We start from the raw sequence: 15,632 nt of genomic DNA, 5'->3' as shown, positions 1-15,632 counted from the left end.
AAACCTCATGGGAGAAAACACAAAAAGATTCCTGATTTTTATTGCCGTGCTTTCATTATTGCTAGTGCTGGGTGATATTTTTTTATGGATAAACATTAGCAATCAATACTCTGGCACCGCTGCCTTTAAAGATGCCTACCTTGAAAAATATCCTCCTTCTTTAAGGAATAGTAAAGGACTTAGTATTATTCCTATTGTATTACTTACTTTTGCATCGCTTGTGTTTATACGGGCATCAAAATCTAATGTATTAAAAATAACCGGAGCTGTTTTTGCTGCCATTTTAGCGATTATTATCATCTGGAAAATGTTTACGATTTTTTAACTTAATGCTCCCAATAGCTTACCACCCCATATACAAACATCCGTTACCGGAAGGCCATAGGTTTCCTATGATAAAATATGAACTGTTGCCGCAACAGTTGCTACATGAGGGAACTGCAATTCCAACTGACTTTCACGAACCCTGTATGCCCGACATGGCGAATATACTGGCGGTTCATGATAAAACATATGTAGATGAACTGCTTAGCCTGACTCTGGATGCAAGAGCAGTACGAAAGATAGGTTTCCCGCTTTCCGCAGAATTAGTAGAGCGTGAGCTCCGTATTACACAGGGTACAATTTGGGGAGTGCACCAGGCTTTACAACATGGTATTGCTTTTAATATTGCGGGTGGCACGCATCACGCCTATAGCGACAGGGGTGAAGCTTTCTGCCTACTGAATGATCAGGCTATTGCAGCGCAGTACTTAATAAATAATAAACTGGCAAAAAAGGTTTTGATTGTAGATTTAGATGTGCATCAGGGAAACGGAACCGCAGAGATATTTACCGGCAATAATGATGTGTTTACTTTCTCTATGCATGGTAAGACAAATTATCCGTTTAAAAAGGAGCTATCCGATCTTGATATTGCCCTGCCGGACAATACAACCGATGAAGAATACCTTTTTGTTTTACGTGAAACGCTTCCAAAACTAATGGATGAACAAAAACCTGACTTTATATTTTACCTCAGCGGTGTAGATATACTGGCTTCAGATAAATTGGGTAAACTTGGCTGTTCCCTTAATGGCTGTAAAGAGCGCGATGAATTTGTATTATCGCTTTGCCATAAACTTGAAATTCCTGTGCAATGCAGTATGGGTGGCGGCTATAGCCCCGATATTAAAATTATTATAGAAGCCCACGCTAATACCTATAGAGTAGCGAGAGGATTATACTAATTCATTTATCATTAATTATACAAACTAAAAAAGCCCTTTCGCTGGGGGCAGACGAAAAGGGCCAAAACCTCCTTACACCGGTTTTATTTACCTAAAAGCAGCACGTCACTAACAACAACTTCTGTAATGTAGCGCTTGTCTCCATTTTTGTCGTCGTAGCTGCGATGCGTCAGCTTGCCCTCTATGGCAAGCTCTTTACCTTTGGTTACATATTTTTCGATAATTTCGGCAGTTTTACCCCATGCGGTCACGGTGTGCCACTGGGTATCGGTTACGGGCTCTCCTTTGTCGTTTGTGTAGCTTTCATTGGTTGCCAAAACTAAACGTGCCAGTTTTTTGCCGGCTTCAAAAATTTTGATCTCCGGGTCGGCTCCTGCGTTTCCTATCAGCTGTACTTTGTTTTTTAATGCATTCATGGCGTGTAAATTTTAATTGTTATTGTTAACTACATTTAAAGCTGCTGCCGAATTATTATCGAAAATTCAACAAGGCAAAGTTGCGTTGACCGCCATATTTTATTCGGTTACTAACTACTTAATGTCGGTTGTAGCTATTTGTAAGCGCTTACAATTGGAAAATATGTTTGATAATCAAACAACAACGCAATTACTTATCAATCTATAAAAAATGAAAAATTTATATTTTTAAATCAGTTATCAATCTTAACAACACATTAACCCGTTGCAAACGTTTACAAACGGAATGGTTTTTGTATATTTATGCAAAAAGATAACGATTTATGCAGGCAGAGATTAACAAAGTAGAGTTACGAAATTTAAGAATAGAAGACTATAAACAGCTTCGCCTTTCTATGCAGCACGCTTATAAAGACGTGGAAATGGAGATGGAAGAACCCTATTGGGCTGAAAAAGATATTAAAAGGCTCCTAAAAATCTTCCCTGAAGGGCAGCTTGTAGTATTGGTAGATGGCAAAGTAGTAGGCTCTGCCCTTTCACTTATTGTAGATTATAAAAAAGCTACAACCAATCATACCTACGAAAAAATTACAGGAAACTATACTTTTAACACCCACGATTATGATGGCGAAGTACTGTATGGTATAGATGTTTTTATAGACCCTGCATACCGCGGACTGCGCCTTGGCCGTCGATTATATGATATGCGTAAGGAGCTGTGCGAACAGCTAAACCTTAAATCTATAATTTTTGCCGGAAGGATGCCCAACTTTAATGAGCATGCTGATAATTTTACACCTAAAGAATATATAGAAAAAGTGCGCCTTAAAGAAATACATGATCCCGTACTGGCTTTTCAATTAAGTAACGATTTTCACGTTATAAAAGTGATGCGCAATTATCTGGAAGGTGATAAAGACTCTCAGGATTATGCAGTACTTATGGAGTGGAATAATATTTACTACGATAAAAGTCCTGTATTAATCAATACGCGAAAAAGTATTATCCGACTGGGGTTGGTGCAATGGCAGATGCGGCCCCTTGCCAATGTAGAAGCTCTATTTGAACAGGCTGAGTTTTTTATTGATGCCGTTTCGGGCTATGGCAGTGATTTTGCCCTGTTCCCTGAATTGTTTATAGCGCCTTTAATGGCCGACTTTAACCACCTGAGCGAAGCTGATGCGATTAGGGAAATTGCCCGTTATAGTGAACCAATCCGCAAGCGTTTTCAGGAAATGGCTATTTCATATAACATAAACATTATTACCGGAAGTATGCCAATGCTTGATGATGGCAACCTGTATAATGTGGGGTTTCTTTGTAAAAGAGACGGTACATTTGAAACCTATAAAAAAATACACATTACCCCAAATGAGGTAAATTATTGGGGTATGGTTGGCGGCAGCGAAATAAGAACGTTTGATACTGACTGCGGTAAAATAGGTATTATGATATGCTATGATGTTGAGTTTCCGGAACTATCGCGAATTATGGCAGATGAAGGTATGGAAATACTGTTTGTTCCTTTTCTTACCGACACCCAAAATGGCTATACCCGCGTTAGGCATTGCGCACAGGCACGCGCTATAGAAAACGAATGCTATGTAGCCATTGCAGGATGTGTAGGTAACTTACCAGGGGTAAATAACATGGATATTCAGTATGCGCAAACGGCCGTATTTACTCCTTCGGATTTCTCATTCCCTTCTAACGGAATTAAGGCCGAAGCTACACCTAATACCGAAATGACTATTATTGTAGATGTTGATCTTGATCTGCTTAGGGAATTACATGAGTTTGGAAGTGTGCGTATTTTAAAAGACCGCAGACATGATCTTTATAAACTAAAAAAACAGGCTGCAGCCACTCCTAAGCCTGAAGCTGCAGAGGAATCAAAAAAACCTAATATAAAATGACACGTAACTGCCCCGAGTGCGGTGAAAAAATTGTAGGCCGCGAAGACAAGAAGTTTTGCAGTGATGCCTGCCGTAATGCCTGGAATAACAAGATAAATAAAGACAGTAATAACTTTATGCGCAACATAAACAACAGGCTGCGTAAAAACTACCGCATATTGAACGAAATTAATATTGAAGGCAAAACCAAAACAACAAAGTCTAAACTCATGAGTAAGGGTTTTGATTTTGAGTATTTTACAAACCTGCTGCTTACAAAAAATGGTAACACCTACTATTTTGTTTATGAGCAGGGCTATATGCCTTTGGATAATGATTATTATATACTTGTAAAAAAAGATATTTCCTAATGGCGCAGATTTCAATATTAGGTTGTGGGTGGATGGGACTGCCATTAGCTGAATCTCTTATAAAAAAAGGATTTGAAGTTAAAGGCTCTACAACTTCTCAGGATAAAGTAAAAATACTCACTGAAAAGGGTATTCAGCCTTACTTAATCTCATTAACTAATAATGGGGCTAATGGCAATGTTGAAGATTTTTTAAAGTCATGTGAAATCTTGATTATCGACATACCGCCTAAACTCAGAAAAGAGAATAGTGAGAGCTTTGTTGAAAAAATCAAAATACTTATTCCATTTATAGAATCATCAGGTATTACAAAAGTTATATTTACCAGCTCAACGTCGGTATATAATGATGATAATTCTATTGTAACAGAAGAAACAATTGCACTGCCGCAAACTGAAAGCGGAAAGCAACTGCTGGAAGTTGAAAAATTACTGCAAAACAATACCAACCTTAAGACTACTGTAGTGCGTTTTGGCGGATTAACCGGAGAAGACAGGCAACCTGGAAAATTTCTTGCTGGAAAGGAAAACCTGGAAAATCCTGAAGCTCCTGTTAATATTATTCATCAGCAGGATTGCATAGGAATTATTGAAAAGATTATTGAAAAGCAAGCCTGGGGCGAAATTTTTAATGCCGTTACACCCTATCACCCATCACGAAGGGAGCATTATACAAAACAGGCTATTGCTATGAAACTTCCTGAGCCAAAATTTAATTCTGAAAAACCTTCTTACGGCAAAACGGTAAGCTCTAAAAAAATAATGACTGCTCTGGGCTATCAATTTAAAAATTAGGGGTTTAAGAAAAAGGCTTGGGGCGGGACTTCTAATTAATCCTCGCCCTTCCACCCACACACGTGAAGACCGTAATAAATAACCGGCTATGCCTGCCTATACTTAAATTTAGCCGGAAAGATACCGGCAGGCAATTCAGTTATTACAGATTGATGAACATAAAGGTTTAGGTTATGTTTCAAACAATATTTGCGTATCTATGGTAAGTTTGGGGGCTTTATAGATTTGCTATTAACCGAGACAAAGAAATGGATTTTTGAAATTTACATGTTGCGGATTTTCCGCAGTTAACAAACTTTTAACAGAGTATAAAGCATAAAAAAATCCCGATAAACCGGGATTGAATTTTTAAATATAGCCCTGTTTACGGGCTTCTGCAATCAGCGATTCATCATCGCCTGTTATATCAAGCATTTTTTTTACCTTATATTTTCGCTTTTCTATTGCACTGTCTGATAATGGAATATACCTGCTAAGATTTTTGTTTTTTACGCCTTTAGACAGCAAAACTATAATCTTGGTGTCTATATCATCCAGCATAACACCTTTTTCAAGCCTTTTTATATAGCTTGCGATAGTTGTAGAATAGTAGTTGTTATTTTCTAATACGCTTTTAAAACATTCGGCTATTTCATCGGTATTACAGTCACTTTTGTTTATAAAGCCTTCGGGTTTTATATTATGCAGTATGCTGCTCATTATTTCAACCTCTTTATGCATGGTCATCATTACAATTTTGCATTTCGGCATTACCTCTCTTAAATACAAAGCAACGTCATGACCTGAATTTAATTTCAGTTCGGGAGAATCGGGTATGCTATAATCTATAATAGCAAAATCAAAAGGCTTTCCTTTATGGCTCTCTATAATTTTATGTCCTGATCTGCAATCATGAGCCTTTGTAAAAATCAAATTTTCAAAACTATTGCCTTCAAGTATTTTAAAAATAGAACGGTAGCCTTCAAGCACCACCATGTGGTCATCTATAGCCAGTACACTTAAATTCTTTTTCAAACACCTGGAATTTTGCTGTAAAAATATACTGATTTTTTTTAATTTCCTTACGGAAAACCTCATTTACAGCATTTTAATGCAAAAATAAAAAAACCCGCGACATACATCGCGGGTTTTTAATAAATTGTTTACTAATATTCAAAACGTTACCAGATTTTAACTCTTTTATCAGGAGCTACATACATTCCGTCTCCCGGTTTAATATCAAATGCGGTATAAAAAGCATCAACATTTTGCAACGGCACAAAGGCACGGTACATACCCGGCGAGTGAGGGTCTGTTTTTACCTGATTTTTTATAGCTTCATCTCTCATTTTGGTCCTCCATATTGTAGCCCACGAAATAAAGAAGCGTTGTTCCGGCGTGTAGCCGTCTATTAATCCCGGATTTCCGTTTTGTTTCAGGTAAAGCTGTAATCCGTCATAAGCTGCATTTACACCTCCAAGGTCACCTATGTTTTCACCTAAAGTAAACTTGCCATCTACATAGATGCCAGGCAGTGGCTGCAATCCGCTGTATTGATCGGCAAGGCTTCCGCCCAGTCCTGTAAATTTAGCAAGATCTTCATCACTCCACCAGTTAACAAGGTTACCGTCGGCATTATAACGCGATCCTGAATCATCAAATCCGTGAGATATCTCATGGCCAATTACAGCACCTATACCCCCATAATTAACAGCTTCATCTGCTTTATAATCATAAAAAGGTGGTTGCAGTATCGCCGCAGGGAAAACTATTTCATTATACGCCGGGTTAAAATAGGCATTAACCGTTTGAGGAGACATATGCCATTCTGTTTTATCTACAGGTTTATGCAGTTTTGCAATATCTTCATTAAAATTCCATCGGGCAGCATTTTGCATATTGCCAAAAAACGTTCCGCCTTCTGCAGGACTCTTTATGGCAAGATCTGAATAATCTTTCCATTTGTCCGGATATCCAATTTTTACATTAAGCTTGCGCAATTTGTTAATAGCGTTCTCTCTTGTAGATTTGGCCATCCATGGCAGGCGGTTTATCCTGTTCTCAAAAGCAAGCATTACATTTTTAATCATGCTTTCTGCTTTTGCCTTAGCTTCTGCCGGAAATTTTTTCTCAACATAAAGTTTTCCTAATGCTTCTCCAACAGTACCGTTTACAGTCTGTAAAGCATTCTTATCGCGTGTTTCCTCTTTAATAGCTCCTTTAAGCGTTTTACTGTAAAACTCCCAGTCGGCAGTTTCAATATCTGTAGTAAGCTTATCTGATGCTTTATTAAGAAGTGTCCATTTCATGTAGGCTTTCCAGTCATCAACTTTATTTTCTTTAAAAATGTCCTGCAGCGCTGTCATATATTTAGGCTGCGATACATTTATAGAGTCTCCTGCATTAAACTGCACACCTAAACCGCTGAAATAGTTATTCCAGTTTATAGCTGGCGTAAGCTTTTGAAGGTCTGCAACCGTCATTGGGTTATATGTCTTTCTGCTATCACGGCGTTCAACCCTGTCAAGCCTTGGCTGTGCCATTGCTGTTTCCAGTTCAAGAATCTTATTGGCCTGTTTTGCAGCGTCTTTACTTTTTACACCAAGATATTGAAGCATTTTGGCTACATGCTCAACATATTTTTCACGCTTTTCTTTTGAGTCTGCATCTGTAGATACGTAATAATCTCTGTCAGGTAAACCTAAAGCTCCCGGCATAAGGTAAACTATATTTTTATTACTGTCTTTAGCATCGGCACCTACGCCCATACCAAAAAAGCCAAGCCCTCCTACAGGCTCCATTTCTATAAGGAGCTTTTCAATATCTTTTACATTTTTAACAGCTTCAATTTTTTTAAGATAGGGCTGTAACGGAGCAATACCCTGCTTGTTGCGGGCTACTGTATCCATAATAGTTTTATAAAGATTAGCTGCCTTACCCTGATCTGAAGTAGAACTAAGGTTTTTATTTGCTGCAGCTTGTTTCAGTATAGCTAATGCATCGTTGTTTGTATTTTCGCGAAGCTCGTCAAAACTTCCCCATCTGGTTTTATCTCCCGGAATTTCGGTTTTGTCTAGCCAGCTTCCGTTAACATACCTGAAAAAATCATCACTTGGCTTAACATTCTTATCCATGTAAGAAACATTTATACCCGGCTTTTGCTGTGCTTTAGCCGTTTGTATACTGCAAACTGTTCCGCTAAGTGCCAATGCAGCAGCGGCATATTTTGCATTAAAAGGTAATTTCATATAATTCGTTTTTTTAATCCTATAGGTTACAAAAATATAAAGTTAGCCTAAACAGATAACACTAAATCTGTTAAATATGCAAAAAAGCATTCTTTACAGGCATTTCATGTTGTATTACTGTACTTTTATAGGCTGTTGTTTATTAATTTTGCAAAAACTATACCCAATGGTACAATTCTTTAAAAAATATAAACTCTTTTTCCTCGTACTGGCAATACTTTCTGCTGTTATACTTTTCCTTTTTAAGGATGCACTCACCCCAAGAAAATATTTAAAAGTATACAGCCCTGCTGATGTAAACCCTGAACTGGTAGACAGCACCGTGCAGTATGTTGCGCGCAACCATAAAATAGCCGATTTTTCATTTACAAACCAAAACGGCAAAACTATTACTCAGGAAGATTATAAAGGTAAAATATATGTAGCCGATTTCTTTTTTACTACATGCCAGTCCATCTGCCCGAAAATGACAAAAAATATGGAATGGCTGCAGGAACAAATAAAAAATGATCCTAAAGTAATGTTACTCTCTCACTCTGTAACTCCGGATATCGACAGTGTGCTTGTGCTTAAAAAATATGCCCTGGAAAAAGGTGTTATAGACAGCAAATGGAATTTGGTTACTGGTAAAAAAGAAGACATTTATTACATAGCGCGAAAATCATACCTGGCGGTTAAAACTACAAGTTCAAAAGAACTCTATGATATGGTGCATACCGAGAACTTTATACTGGTAGATTCGCACGGGCGCATAAGAGGATTTTATAACGGAACCAACCTTGACAAGAATGTTGAAGGAGAAAAGAATGTAAAACAACTTCTGGAAGATATTAAATGGCTCTCAGCTAACGAAAAGTAGGGCTGTTTGGATATTAATTCATACTTTTGCAATCTGAATTCATTCTAAATAAATAGTGAAAACCACACTCGCAGGGCTAAAAAAAGGCCAGAAGGCCATAATAACCGATTTAAATATCGATGCGGTACCATTAAAGCTTCTTGAAATGGGATGCCTGCCCGGCAATACTGTGGAACTTTTACAGGTAGCTCCTTTGGGAGATCCTATTTATATCAACGTTAACGAAAGCCACGTAGCCATAAGACTGGAAACGGCAGCGCAGATTGATGTTGAATTTTTAACTGACACACGCTGATGGCAACCCCTAATATAAAAATTGCTTTAATAGGCAATCCAAATACCGGAAAAACATCTGTTTTTAACCATTTAACAGGTCTTAACCAGCAGGTGGGCAACTATCCGGGAATTACTGTAGAACGCAAAACCGGATCGTGTAAACTGCCTTATGGTGCAAGAGGCATAGTAATGGACCTGCCGGGTACCTATAGCCTTAATGCCAGTTCTATAGATGAAAATGTAGTTATTGAGCTGTTGCTTAATAAGAACGATAAAGATTACCCTGATGTTGCTGTTGTAGTTACCGATGTAGAAAACCTTAAACGTAACTTACTTCTTTTTACCCAGATAAAAGACCTTGAAATTCCTACCATTCTGGTTATAAACATGAGCGACAGAATGGAGAGAAAAGGTATTACACTTGACATTCCTTATCTTGAACATCACTTAAAAACACGTATTGCCCTTGTAAGTTCACGTAAGGGCATCGGTATAGACACTATAAAAGGGCTGATAGTTAATTACCAAAGCCTTTCTACAGAACCATGCCTTAATGCATCTGTAATAGATCCTGACTATTTTAACGGACTCCGAAATGCTTTCCCTAAACAGTTATTATATAAGCTATGGCTTGTAATTACTCAGGATGTAAACTTTGGACAGCTTGAACGTAATGAGATTGAAAGCAACAGCTCTTTTGCCAAAAGCAAACCCGATTTAAAACGGATGCAGCAAAAGGAAACTATTAAGCGTTACCAGTTTATTAATGACGTGCTTAAAGAAGGGCAGACTGTAGATAACTCTAAAGCTAAAGACCTTCGCGCAAGGCTGGACAGGGTACTTACACATAAGGTTTTTGGCTATGTAATATTCATAATGATATTAATGCTCATATTCCAGTCTATATTTTCATGGTCAAGCATACCTATGGATTTTATTGACAAGAGTTTTGCATCGTTGGCTTCCTATACCGAAACACATCTTCCGCCGGGTAAACTCACCGATCTTATATCGCAGGGTATTATTCCGGGTATAGGCGGAGTAGTTATATTTATTCCGCAAATTGCCTTTTTATTCATGTTCATTTCTGTACTGGAAGAAAGCGGTTATATGAGCCGGGTAGTATTTTTAATGGATAAAATAATGAAACGTTTCGGCCTTAGCGGTAAGAGTGTTGTGCCTCTTATTTCGGGTACAGCCTGTGCTATTCCTGCTATAATGTCGGCACGAAATATCGAGAACTGGCGCGAAAGGCTTATAACCATACTGGTTACACCTTTTACAACCTGTTCGGCAAGGCTTCCCGTATATACCATATTAATATCTCTGGTAATACCCGAAAAAATGGTACTGGGTATTTTTAACCTGCAGGGGTTAACATTAATGCTGCTATACCTGTTAGGATTTAGTGGTGCATTACTCTCCGCATGGATACTGAACAAAATTTTAAAACTAAAACACAAAAGCTTTTTTGTTGCCGAAATGCCTAATTATAAGCTTCCGCTTATTAAAAATGTCGGGCTTAACGTGCTTGAAAAAACCAAAGCTTTTGTATATGGCGCAGGTAAAATTATTTTAGCATTATCTATAATTATATGGTTTTTAGGATCGCACGGCCCGGGCGATGATTTTAGTAAAGCCAGAGAAATTATTGCCGCGCAGTCTGCAAATTCTTCGGTATCTCAAAAACAGCTTAATGATAAAGTAGCTGCCTACCAGCTTGAAAATTCATATATTGGAATTATAGGTAAAAATATTGAGCCTGTTATACGCCCTTTAGGGTATGACTGGAAAATAGGTATTGCTATTGTGTCTTCTTTTGCTGCACGAGAAGTATTTGTTGGTACACTGGCTACAATATATAATATAGGCAGCAGCGGTGAAGACGAAGCAACTATAAAAGAACGCATGACCAGCGAAATTAATCCGCTTACAGGAAAAAAGGTATTTAATTTTGCAACAGGGGCATCATTATTGCTGTTCTATGCTTTTGCAATGCAATGCATTAGTACGCTGGCAATAACCAAAAAAGAGACCAATTCATGGAAATGGCCTTTAATTCAATTAATAGGAATGAGCGGCTTTGCTTATATAGTTTCGCTAATTACCTATCAACTTTTAAAGTAAAGCGATGGATATACAAAACATAATAGTATATATAGTGGTGGCAGGTGCAGTAGCTTTTCTGATTAAGAAATATTTCTTTAAAAATAAGAAATCAGGGAATTGCGGACCTGATTGCGGGTGCAGCTAAACCTGAGACGGAGCCATGCCATATTGTTTTTTAAAAGCAAACGAAAAATGCGAGAGGTCTTCAAAACCAAGATCAAGATAAATATCGCTTACGGCTTTCTTTTCTTCCTTTAACAAATAATACGCTTCTTTTAACCTTCGTTGCAGCAGCCACCGCCCGGGTGAAATATTAAATATTTTTTCGAAATCGCGCTTAAAGCCAGAAAGGCTTCTGCCGGTTAAATAGGCAAAACGATTAATATCTACATTAAAATGATAGTTTTGCTGCATAAAAGCTTCAAGGTCTATCTTACCCGGATCTGAAAAGTCAAATAATATATTTGCCAGCTCAGGATAGGCTTTAAGCAGCAATAAAATAGCTTCTTCCTGTTTAATTTTATACAAAGGAGAATCAGGCTGCTGATTAAACATTTCCTCATATTGCCTTAGTGAATTCATATAACCTGCCAGCAAAGATTTTTCATCAAGCTGAATATAAGCAGGGATATCTAATTTTAAAGAAGCACTATACCCATACTTAATACTGAATTCTCTTAAAAACTCTTGTGTAAAGAACATAGACACCGAGCGGAATTCTCCCGCTTCAGTAGGATTTTTTACATATTTTAACAACTGGTTTCTTCTGCAAAAATACATTTCGCCTTCACCAAAAGTTTGTGTATGTACTCCATCATCCAGCGTATTTGTACCCGATACTACATAGCTTATTGCATGTTCAGATACAAAGTTTTCACCCAGCCTGCTACGGGAAAAATAACATGAAAATTGTATAGGGGCTCTCTGAATTGTTTCCATTATAGTAAAGATAAAAATTAAAAAGCGTATTTGTAATTTCAAGAATAAGAGAAATCTCAGATAAGTATTGGCAGGATTTCTCTTATCATCAAAATTACATTACAGCTAAGCTTAAACCAATAGTGTTTTAGGCTCTACATATTCTTCAAGGCCGTAAGAGCCAAACTCCCTGCCAATACCGGATTGTTTAAATCCGCCGAATGGCGCATGCGGATCATGAGTAAGTGCATTAATCATTACACGTCCGGCAACAATTTTAGATGCTACCCTATGTGCCCTTTGCCCATCACCAGAACTTACATAAGCCTGCAAACCATAATCGGTATCATTAGCAATAGCAATAGCATCCTCTTCATCTTTATAAGTAATTATAGACAGTACAGGTCCAAAAATTTCTTCTCTGGCAATACGCATAGTGTTTTTTACATTTGTAAATACCGTTGGTTTTACAAAGTTGCCAGCCTCAAGGCCTTCGGGCTGACCTTCACCACCTATAAGCAGTTGTGCACCCTCTTCAATACCTAATTTAATATAGCCCTGTACACGTTCATATTGTTTTTTGCTAACCATAGGCCCTACTACCGTATCTTCATCTGCCGGATTCCCAACCTTTACCTTTTCAACAGTAGCTTTAACCAACTGATTAACCTCATCAAGCCTGTTTTCAGGAACCAGTAAACGTGTACCTGCAATACAGGCCTGCCCACTGTTCATATAAGCAGCGGCAATAGCCATAGGTATAGCCGTTTCAAAATTAGCATCGTCAAGAATAATATTAGGTGATTTTCCACCCAGTTCCAGCGTTACACGTTTTAGAGTATCGACAGCTCCTCTGGCAATAGATTTACCAACCGCTGTAGAACCTGTAAATGAAATTTTTGCAATATCAGGATGGTTTGTAATGGCATTACCCACTACTGTACCAAGACCATTTATTACGTTAAATACACCTTTAGGCAAACCTGCTTCATGAAAGCATTCTAATAATAATTGTGTTTGCTGTGCGCTCATTTCACTTGGTTTAATAACCACTGTACTACCCGCTGAAATAGCTGTTGCAAGCTTATTGCATATAAAGCCATTACTGGAGTTCCACGGAGTTATTATACCCACAACCCCTAAAGACTGCATAAGTACTTTAGAACGGCCAACAGTTCTTTCAAACTCAAAAGCTTTTAATGTTTCAATAGCAGTAGTAAATGAGCTTAGCATATAACCCACGCTATTTTTACAAAACTGATAAGTTCCGCCATATTCATTAACCATTACATCAACCAGTTCATCCTGTCTTTTGGCAACAGCATCATGCAATTTTTGAAGGTAAGTTATACGTTCTTCTTTTGTTGTTTGAGAGAAAGTTTTATAAGCCTCTTTTGCCGCAGCAACAGCAAGGTTTACATCCTGCTCATTTCCTAATACAACCTGACCTGTAAGTTTATTAGTAGTTGGGCTTATAAGGTCAAAAAGATCTGTACCATTGGGCGTAACAAACTCCCCGTTTACATACATTTTATCAATTGTCTTCATCTTATAAATTATTTTAAAATTATAAGACAAAGTTCATGTATATATCGGTTCTTTATTTTGTTGAAAAGCCCATATTTACTTTGTTGAAAAGTTCAAAAAACTAATCTTTAATGATAAGGACAGGAATACTCACTTTATGCCTTACAGCATCTACAGTAGTTCCCAGAATAATATCTTTTATAAAGTTATGTCCATGTGCTCCAAGAATAAGGATGTCAAAATTACCGGACTGATTAACAATTAAAGGAATTTGCTTTTTAGGGCTTCCAAAACTAAGGCGTGTGGTAACATTATATCCTTTTTCTTCCAGAGCCTCCTTGTATTTTACCAGGTAGTTTGTATCCGATTTTGTTTCGAAATCATTTGCCTGGTCGCCATACATCATGGCGCCTACTGTTTCTACAACATGTATAAGGGTATAATGAGCACTTTTTCCACCTAATTGCATAGCACTGGCAATACTTTTCACATCGGTTTTAGAAAAATCCAGTGCTATGGCTATATTATCATATACAATTGCACCCGATTGTTCCTGTACAATAACTTCATCTATATGTGGCACATGCGGAACAGAAGCCCTTGTTTTTCGTACAAAAGGATCTATAATTATATACAATAATATTCCTGTGGCAAAAACAGCAACCGGCACTACAAAAACCCATATATAAACAGGATTTTCAGCTTCTGTAACCCATGTTTTAATTTCGTCGTAAACCAATTTACCATTTAGCGAAACTATAATAAGTGCTATTGCCCACGATGCTATTTTTGTAAAACGCCCAATAGCAAACTCATTCATTTTAGTTTTATCGCTCACAAAATGAATAAGCGGAATAATTGCAAAACCCAGTTGCAAACTAAGCACTACCTGGCTAAAAACAAGAAGTTTCCCGGTAGATTCTTCTCCAAAATATAATATTGTTAAAAAAGCAGGAGCTATAGCAATAAGGCGTGTTACAATGCGGCGTACCCAGGGTTGTATGCGCAGGTTAAGGTAACCTTCCATAACAATTTGTCCGGCAAGCGTACCTGTTATTGTAGAACTTTGCCCGGCAGCAATAAGTGCCAACGCAAACAATGGTGCTGCCCACCCCGACCCCAACATAGGTTCAAGCAGTTTATGAGCATCCTGAATATCGGCTACGTCATGCCTGCCCGCAGTATAAAATGTTGCTGCTGCCAGTATAAGTATAGCTGCATTTACAAAAAAGGCCATATTAAGCGCCACTACAGAATCTATAAAATTATATCGTATTGCCTGCTTTATACCCTTAAAAGACCTGTCAAATTTACGTGTTTGTACCAGCGACGAATGGAGGTATAAATTATGCGGCATTACAGTAGCACCTATTATACCAATTGCAATATATAGTGCAGCCCCGTTAGGCATATTTGGTATAAACCCCTGCACCACCTCACCAACATTTGGCTTTGCAAAAAACATTTCTGCCAGAAAAGAAAGGCCGATAATAGCAATAAGGCCAATGATAAATGCTTCCATTTTTTTTATTCCTTTATTCATTAAGAATAAAAGCAGGAAAGTATCAAACATTGTTATACTAACGCCCCAAAGCAAGGGCAGGTCAAACAGTAATTTTAATCCTATAGCCATACCCAGTACTTCGGCAAGATCGCATGCCGCAATAGCAATTTCGGCAAGCCCGTATAAAAAGTAGTTTATGCCTTTAGAATAGGTTTCACGCGATGCCTGTGCTAAATCCCTACGGCTCACTATACCCAACCGGGCACTAAGGCTTTGCAGTAGTAAAGCCATTATGTTGCTCATAAGCAACACCCAAAGCAGCGAGTAGCCAAACTGGCTTCCTCCGGCAATATCGGTAGCCCAGTTTCCCGGATCCATATAACCTACACTTATCATATATGCCGGACCAAAAAAGGCCAGCACTTTTTTCCATACCGAGGTGTTTTGCCCTACAGCAACCGACTCGTGCACTTCTTCCAGCGAATTACCGTTGCGGTGTTCCATATA

General features: G+C 38.0%; 15 protein-coding genes. 9 read left to right on the top strand and 6 right to left on the bottom strand.

Going from position 1 to position 15,632, the window contains the following annotated elements; translation table 11 throughout:
* Window positions 1–7: 7 nt before the first annotated feature.
* Window positions 8–325, top strand: a complete 318-nt coding sequence (locus tag NHE85_RS06630; protein ID WP_252810910.1) for a hypothetical protein — start codon at window positions 8–10, stop codon at window positions 323–325.
* 4 nt (window positions 326–329) lie between these two features.
* The gene (locus tag NHE85_RS06625; protein ID WP_252810908.1) at window positions 330–1,229 is read left to right on the top strand and encodes a histone deacetylase; all 900 of its coding nucleotides are present in this window, start codon (window positions 330–332) and stop codon (window positions 1,227–1,229) included.
* An 83-nt stretch (window positions 1,230–1,312) separates the two neighbouring features.
* Here NHE85_RS06625 and NHE85_RS06620 read toward each other — a convergent pair whose 3' ends face one another.
* Window positions 1,313–1,645, bottom strand: a complete 333-nt coding sequence (locus NHE85_RS06620; RefSeq protein WP_252810905.1) for a single-stranded DNA-binding protein — start codon at window positions 1,643–1,645, stop codon at window positions 1,313–1,315.
* Window positions 1,646–1,968: 323 nt separating this feature from the next.
* Here NHE85_RS06620 and NHE85_RS06615 point away from each other — a divergent pair, with 323 nt between their 5' ends.
* The 3 genes from NHE85_RS06615 to NHE85_RS06605 are packed head-to-tail and all read left to right on the top strand — an operon-like array spanning window position 1,969 to window position 4,705.
* Entirely contained in the window at window positions 1,969–3,561 is a 1,593-nt protein-coding gene (locus tag NHE85_RS06615; RefSeq protein ID WP_252810903.1) for a carbon-nitrogen hydrolase family protein, read from the top strand.
* Window positions 3,558–3,911, top strand: coding sequence for a hypothetical protein (locus tag NHE85_RS06610; protein ID WP_252810901.1), 354 nt, complete (start codon window positions 3,558–3,560; stop codon window positions 3,909–3,911). The genes NHE85_RS06615 and NHE85_RS06610 overlap by 4 nt, the downstream gene beginning before the upstream one ends.
* Complete coding sequence (locus NHE85_RS06605; protein WP_252810899.1) at window positions 3,911–4,705, top strand: NAD(P)H-binding protein; 795 nt, start codon at window positions 3,911–3,913, stop codon at window positions 4,703–4,705. Before NHE85_RS06610 ends, NHE85_RS06605 begins: the two co-directional genes overlap by 1 nt.
* A 348-nt stretch (window positions 4,706–5,053) precedes the next feature.
* Here NHE85_RS06605 and NHE85_RS06600 read toward each other — a convergent pair whose 3' ends face one another.
* Both NHE85_RS06600 and NHE85_RS06595 read right to left on the bottom strand, forming a co-directional pair.
* The gene (locus NHE85_RS06600; protein WP_252810897.1) at window positions 5,054–5,719 is read right to left on the bottom strand and encodes a response regulator; all 666 of its coding nucleotides are present in this window, start codon (window positions 5,717–5,719) and stop codon (window positions 5,054–5,056) included.
* Between the two features lie 146 nt (window positions 5,720–5,865).
* Entirely contained in the window at window positions 5,866–7,932 is a 2,067-nt protein-coding gene (locus NHE85_RS06595) for a M13 family metallopeptidase (protein WP_252810895.1), read from the bottom strand.
* Between the two features lie 166 nt (window positions 7,933–8,098).
* Between NHE85_RS06595 and NHE85_RS06590 the strand changes: the two genes are divergently transcribed.
* From NHE85_RS06590 to NHE85_RS06575, 4 genes are read left to right on the top strand one after another with little or no spacing between them, the layout of a single operon-like run.
* Window positions 8,099–8,791, top strand: coding sequence for an SCO family protein (locus NHE85_RS06590; protein WP_252810893.1), 693 nt, complete (start codon window positions 8,099–8,101; stop codon window positions 8,789–8,791).
* 55 nt (window positions 8,792–8,846) lie between these two features.
* Entirely contained in the window at window positions 8,847–9,086 is a 240-nt protein-coding gene (locus NHE85_RS06585; protein ID WP_252810891.1) for a FeoA family protein, read from the top strand.
* Complete coding sequence (feoB, locus tag NHE85_RS06580; protein ID WP_252810889.1) at window positions 9,086–11,194, top strand: ferrous iron transport protein B; 2,109 nt, start codon at window positions 9,086–9,088, stop codon at window positions 11,192–11,194. The genes NHE85_RS06585 and feoB overlap by 1 nt, the downstream gene beginning before the upstream one ends.
* Before the next feature lie 4 nt (window positions 11,195–11,198).
* Window positions 11,199–11,321 carry a FeoB-associated Cys-rich membrane protein gene (locus tag NHE85_RS06575; protein WP_252810887.1) on the top strand — a complete coding sequence of 41 codons (123 nt, stop codon included), beginning with the start codon at window positions 11,199–11,201 and terminating at the stop codon, window positions 11,319–11,321.
* On the opposite strand, the gene NHE85_RS06570 is transcribed toward NHE85_RS06575, so the two are convergent.
* From NHE85_RS06570 to NHE85_RS06560, 3 genes are all read right to left on the bottom strand, one after another.
* Window positions 11,318–12,115, bottom strand: a complete 798-nt coding sequence (locus NHE85_RS06570; protein WP_252810886.1) for an AraC family transcriptional regulator — start codon at window positions 12,113–12,115, stop codon at window positions 11,318–11,320. The genes NHE85_RS06575 and NHE85_RS06570 overlap by 4 nt on opposite strands.
* Before the next feature lie 111 nt (window positions 12,116–12,226).
* Window positions 12,227–13,642 carry an aldehyde dehydrogenase family protein gene (locus tag NHE85_RS06565; RefSeq protein ID WP_252810884.1) on the bottom strand — a complete coding sequence of 472 codons (1,416 nt, stop codon included), beginning with the start codon at window positions 13,640–13,642 and terminating at the stop codon, window positions 12,227–12,229.
* Window positions 13,643–13,742: 100 nt separating this feature from the next.
* Window positions 13,743–15,629 (bottom strand): Nramp family divalent metal transporter, encoded by a 1,887-nt coding sequence (locus tag NHE85_RS06560; protein WP_252810883.1) that lies wholly within the window; start codon window positions 15,627–15,629, stop codon window positions 13,743–13,745.
* Window positions 15,630–15,632 lie beyond the last annotated feature (3 nt).

Origin of the sequence: Flavobacterium sp. NRK1 (genome assembly GCF_024054175.1) — a bacterium.
Classification (GTDB): Bacteria; Bacteroidota; Bacteroidia; order Flavobacteriales; family Flavobacteriaceae; genus Flavobacterium.
Note: the sequence above shows the minus strand (reverse complement) of the source record. Positions and strands in the feature narration are given on the sequence as shown.

Coding starts and splice junctions, on each gene's coding strand:
- NHE85_RS06615 (WP_252810903.1), top strand. CDS start 1,969: ATGCAGGCAGAGATTAACAAAGTAGAGTTACGAAATTTAAGAATAGAA.
- NHE85_RS06610 (WP_252810901.1), top strand. CDS start 3,558: ATGACACGTAACTGCCCCGAGTGCGGTGAAAAAATTGTAGGCCGCGAA.
- NHE85_RS06560 (WP_252810883.1), bottom strand. CDS start 15,629: ATGGAACACCGCAACGGTAATTCGCTGGAAGAAGTGCACGAGTCGGTT.
- feoB (WP_252810889.1), top strand. CDS start 9,086: ATGGCAACCCCTAATATAAAAATTGCTTTAATAGGCAATCCAAATACC.
- NHE85_RS06590 (WP_252810893.1), top strand. CDS start 8,099: ATGGTACAATTCTTTAAAAAATATAAACTCTTTTTCCTCGTACTGGCA.
- NHE85_RS06575 (WP_252810887.1), top strand. CDS start 11,199: ATGGATATACAAAACATAATAGTATATATAGTGGTGGCAGGTGCAGTA.
- NHE85_RS06605 (WP_252810899.1), top strand. CDS start 3,911: ATGGCGCAGATTTCAATATTAGGTTGTGGGTGGATGGGACTGCCATTA.
- NHE85_RS06625 (WP_252810908.1), top strand. CDS start 330: ATGCTCCCAATAGCTTACCACCCCATATACAAACATCCGTTACCGGAA.
- NHE85_RS06570 (WP_252810886.1), bottom strand. CDS start 12,115: ATGGAAACAATTCAGAGAGCCCCTATACAATTTTCATGTTATTTTTCC.
- NHE85_RS06620 (WP_252810905.1), bottom strand. CDS start 1,645: ATGAATGCATTAAAAAACAAAGTACAGCTGATAGGAAACGCAGGAGCC.
- NHE85_RS06595 (WP_252810895.1), bottom strand. CDS start 7,932: ATGAAATTACCTTTTAATGCAAAATATGCCGCTGCTGCATTGGCACTT.
- NHE85_RS06630 (WP_252810910.1), top strand. CDS start 8: ATGGGAGAAAACACAAAAAGATTCCTGATTTTTATTGCCGTGCTTTCA.
- NHE85_RS06565 (WP_252810884.1), bottom strand. CDS start 13,642: ATGAAGACAATTGATAAAATGTATGTAAACGGGGAGTTTGTTACGCCC.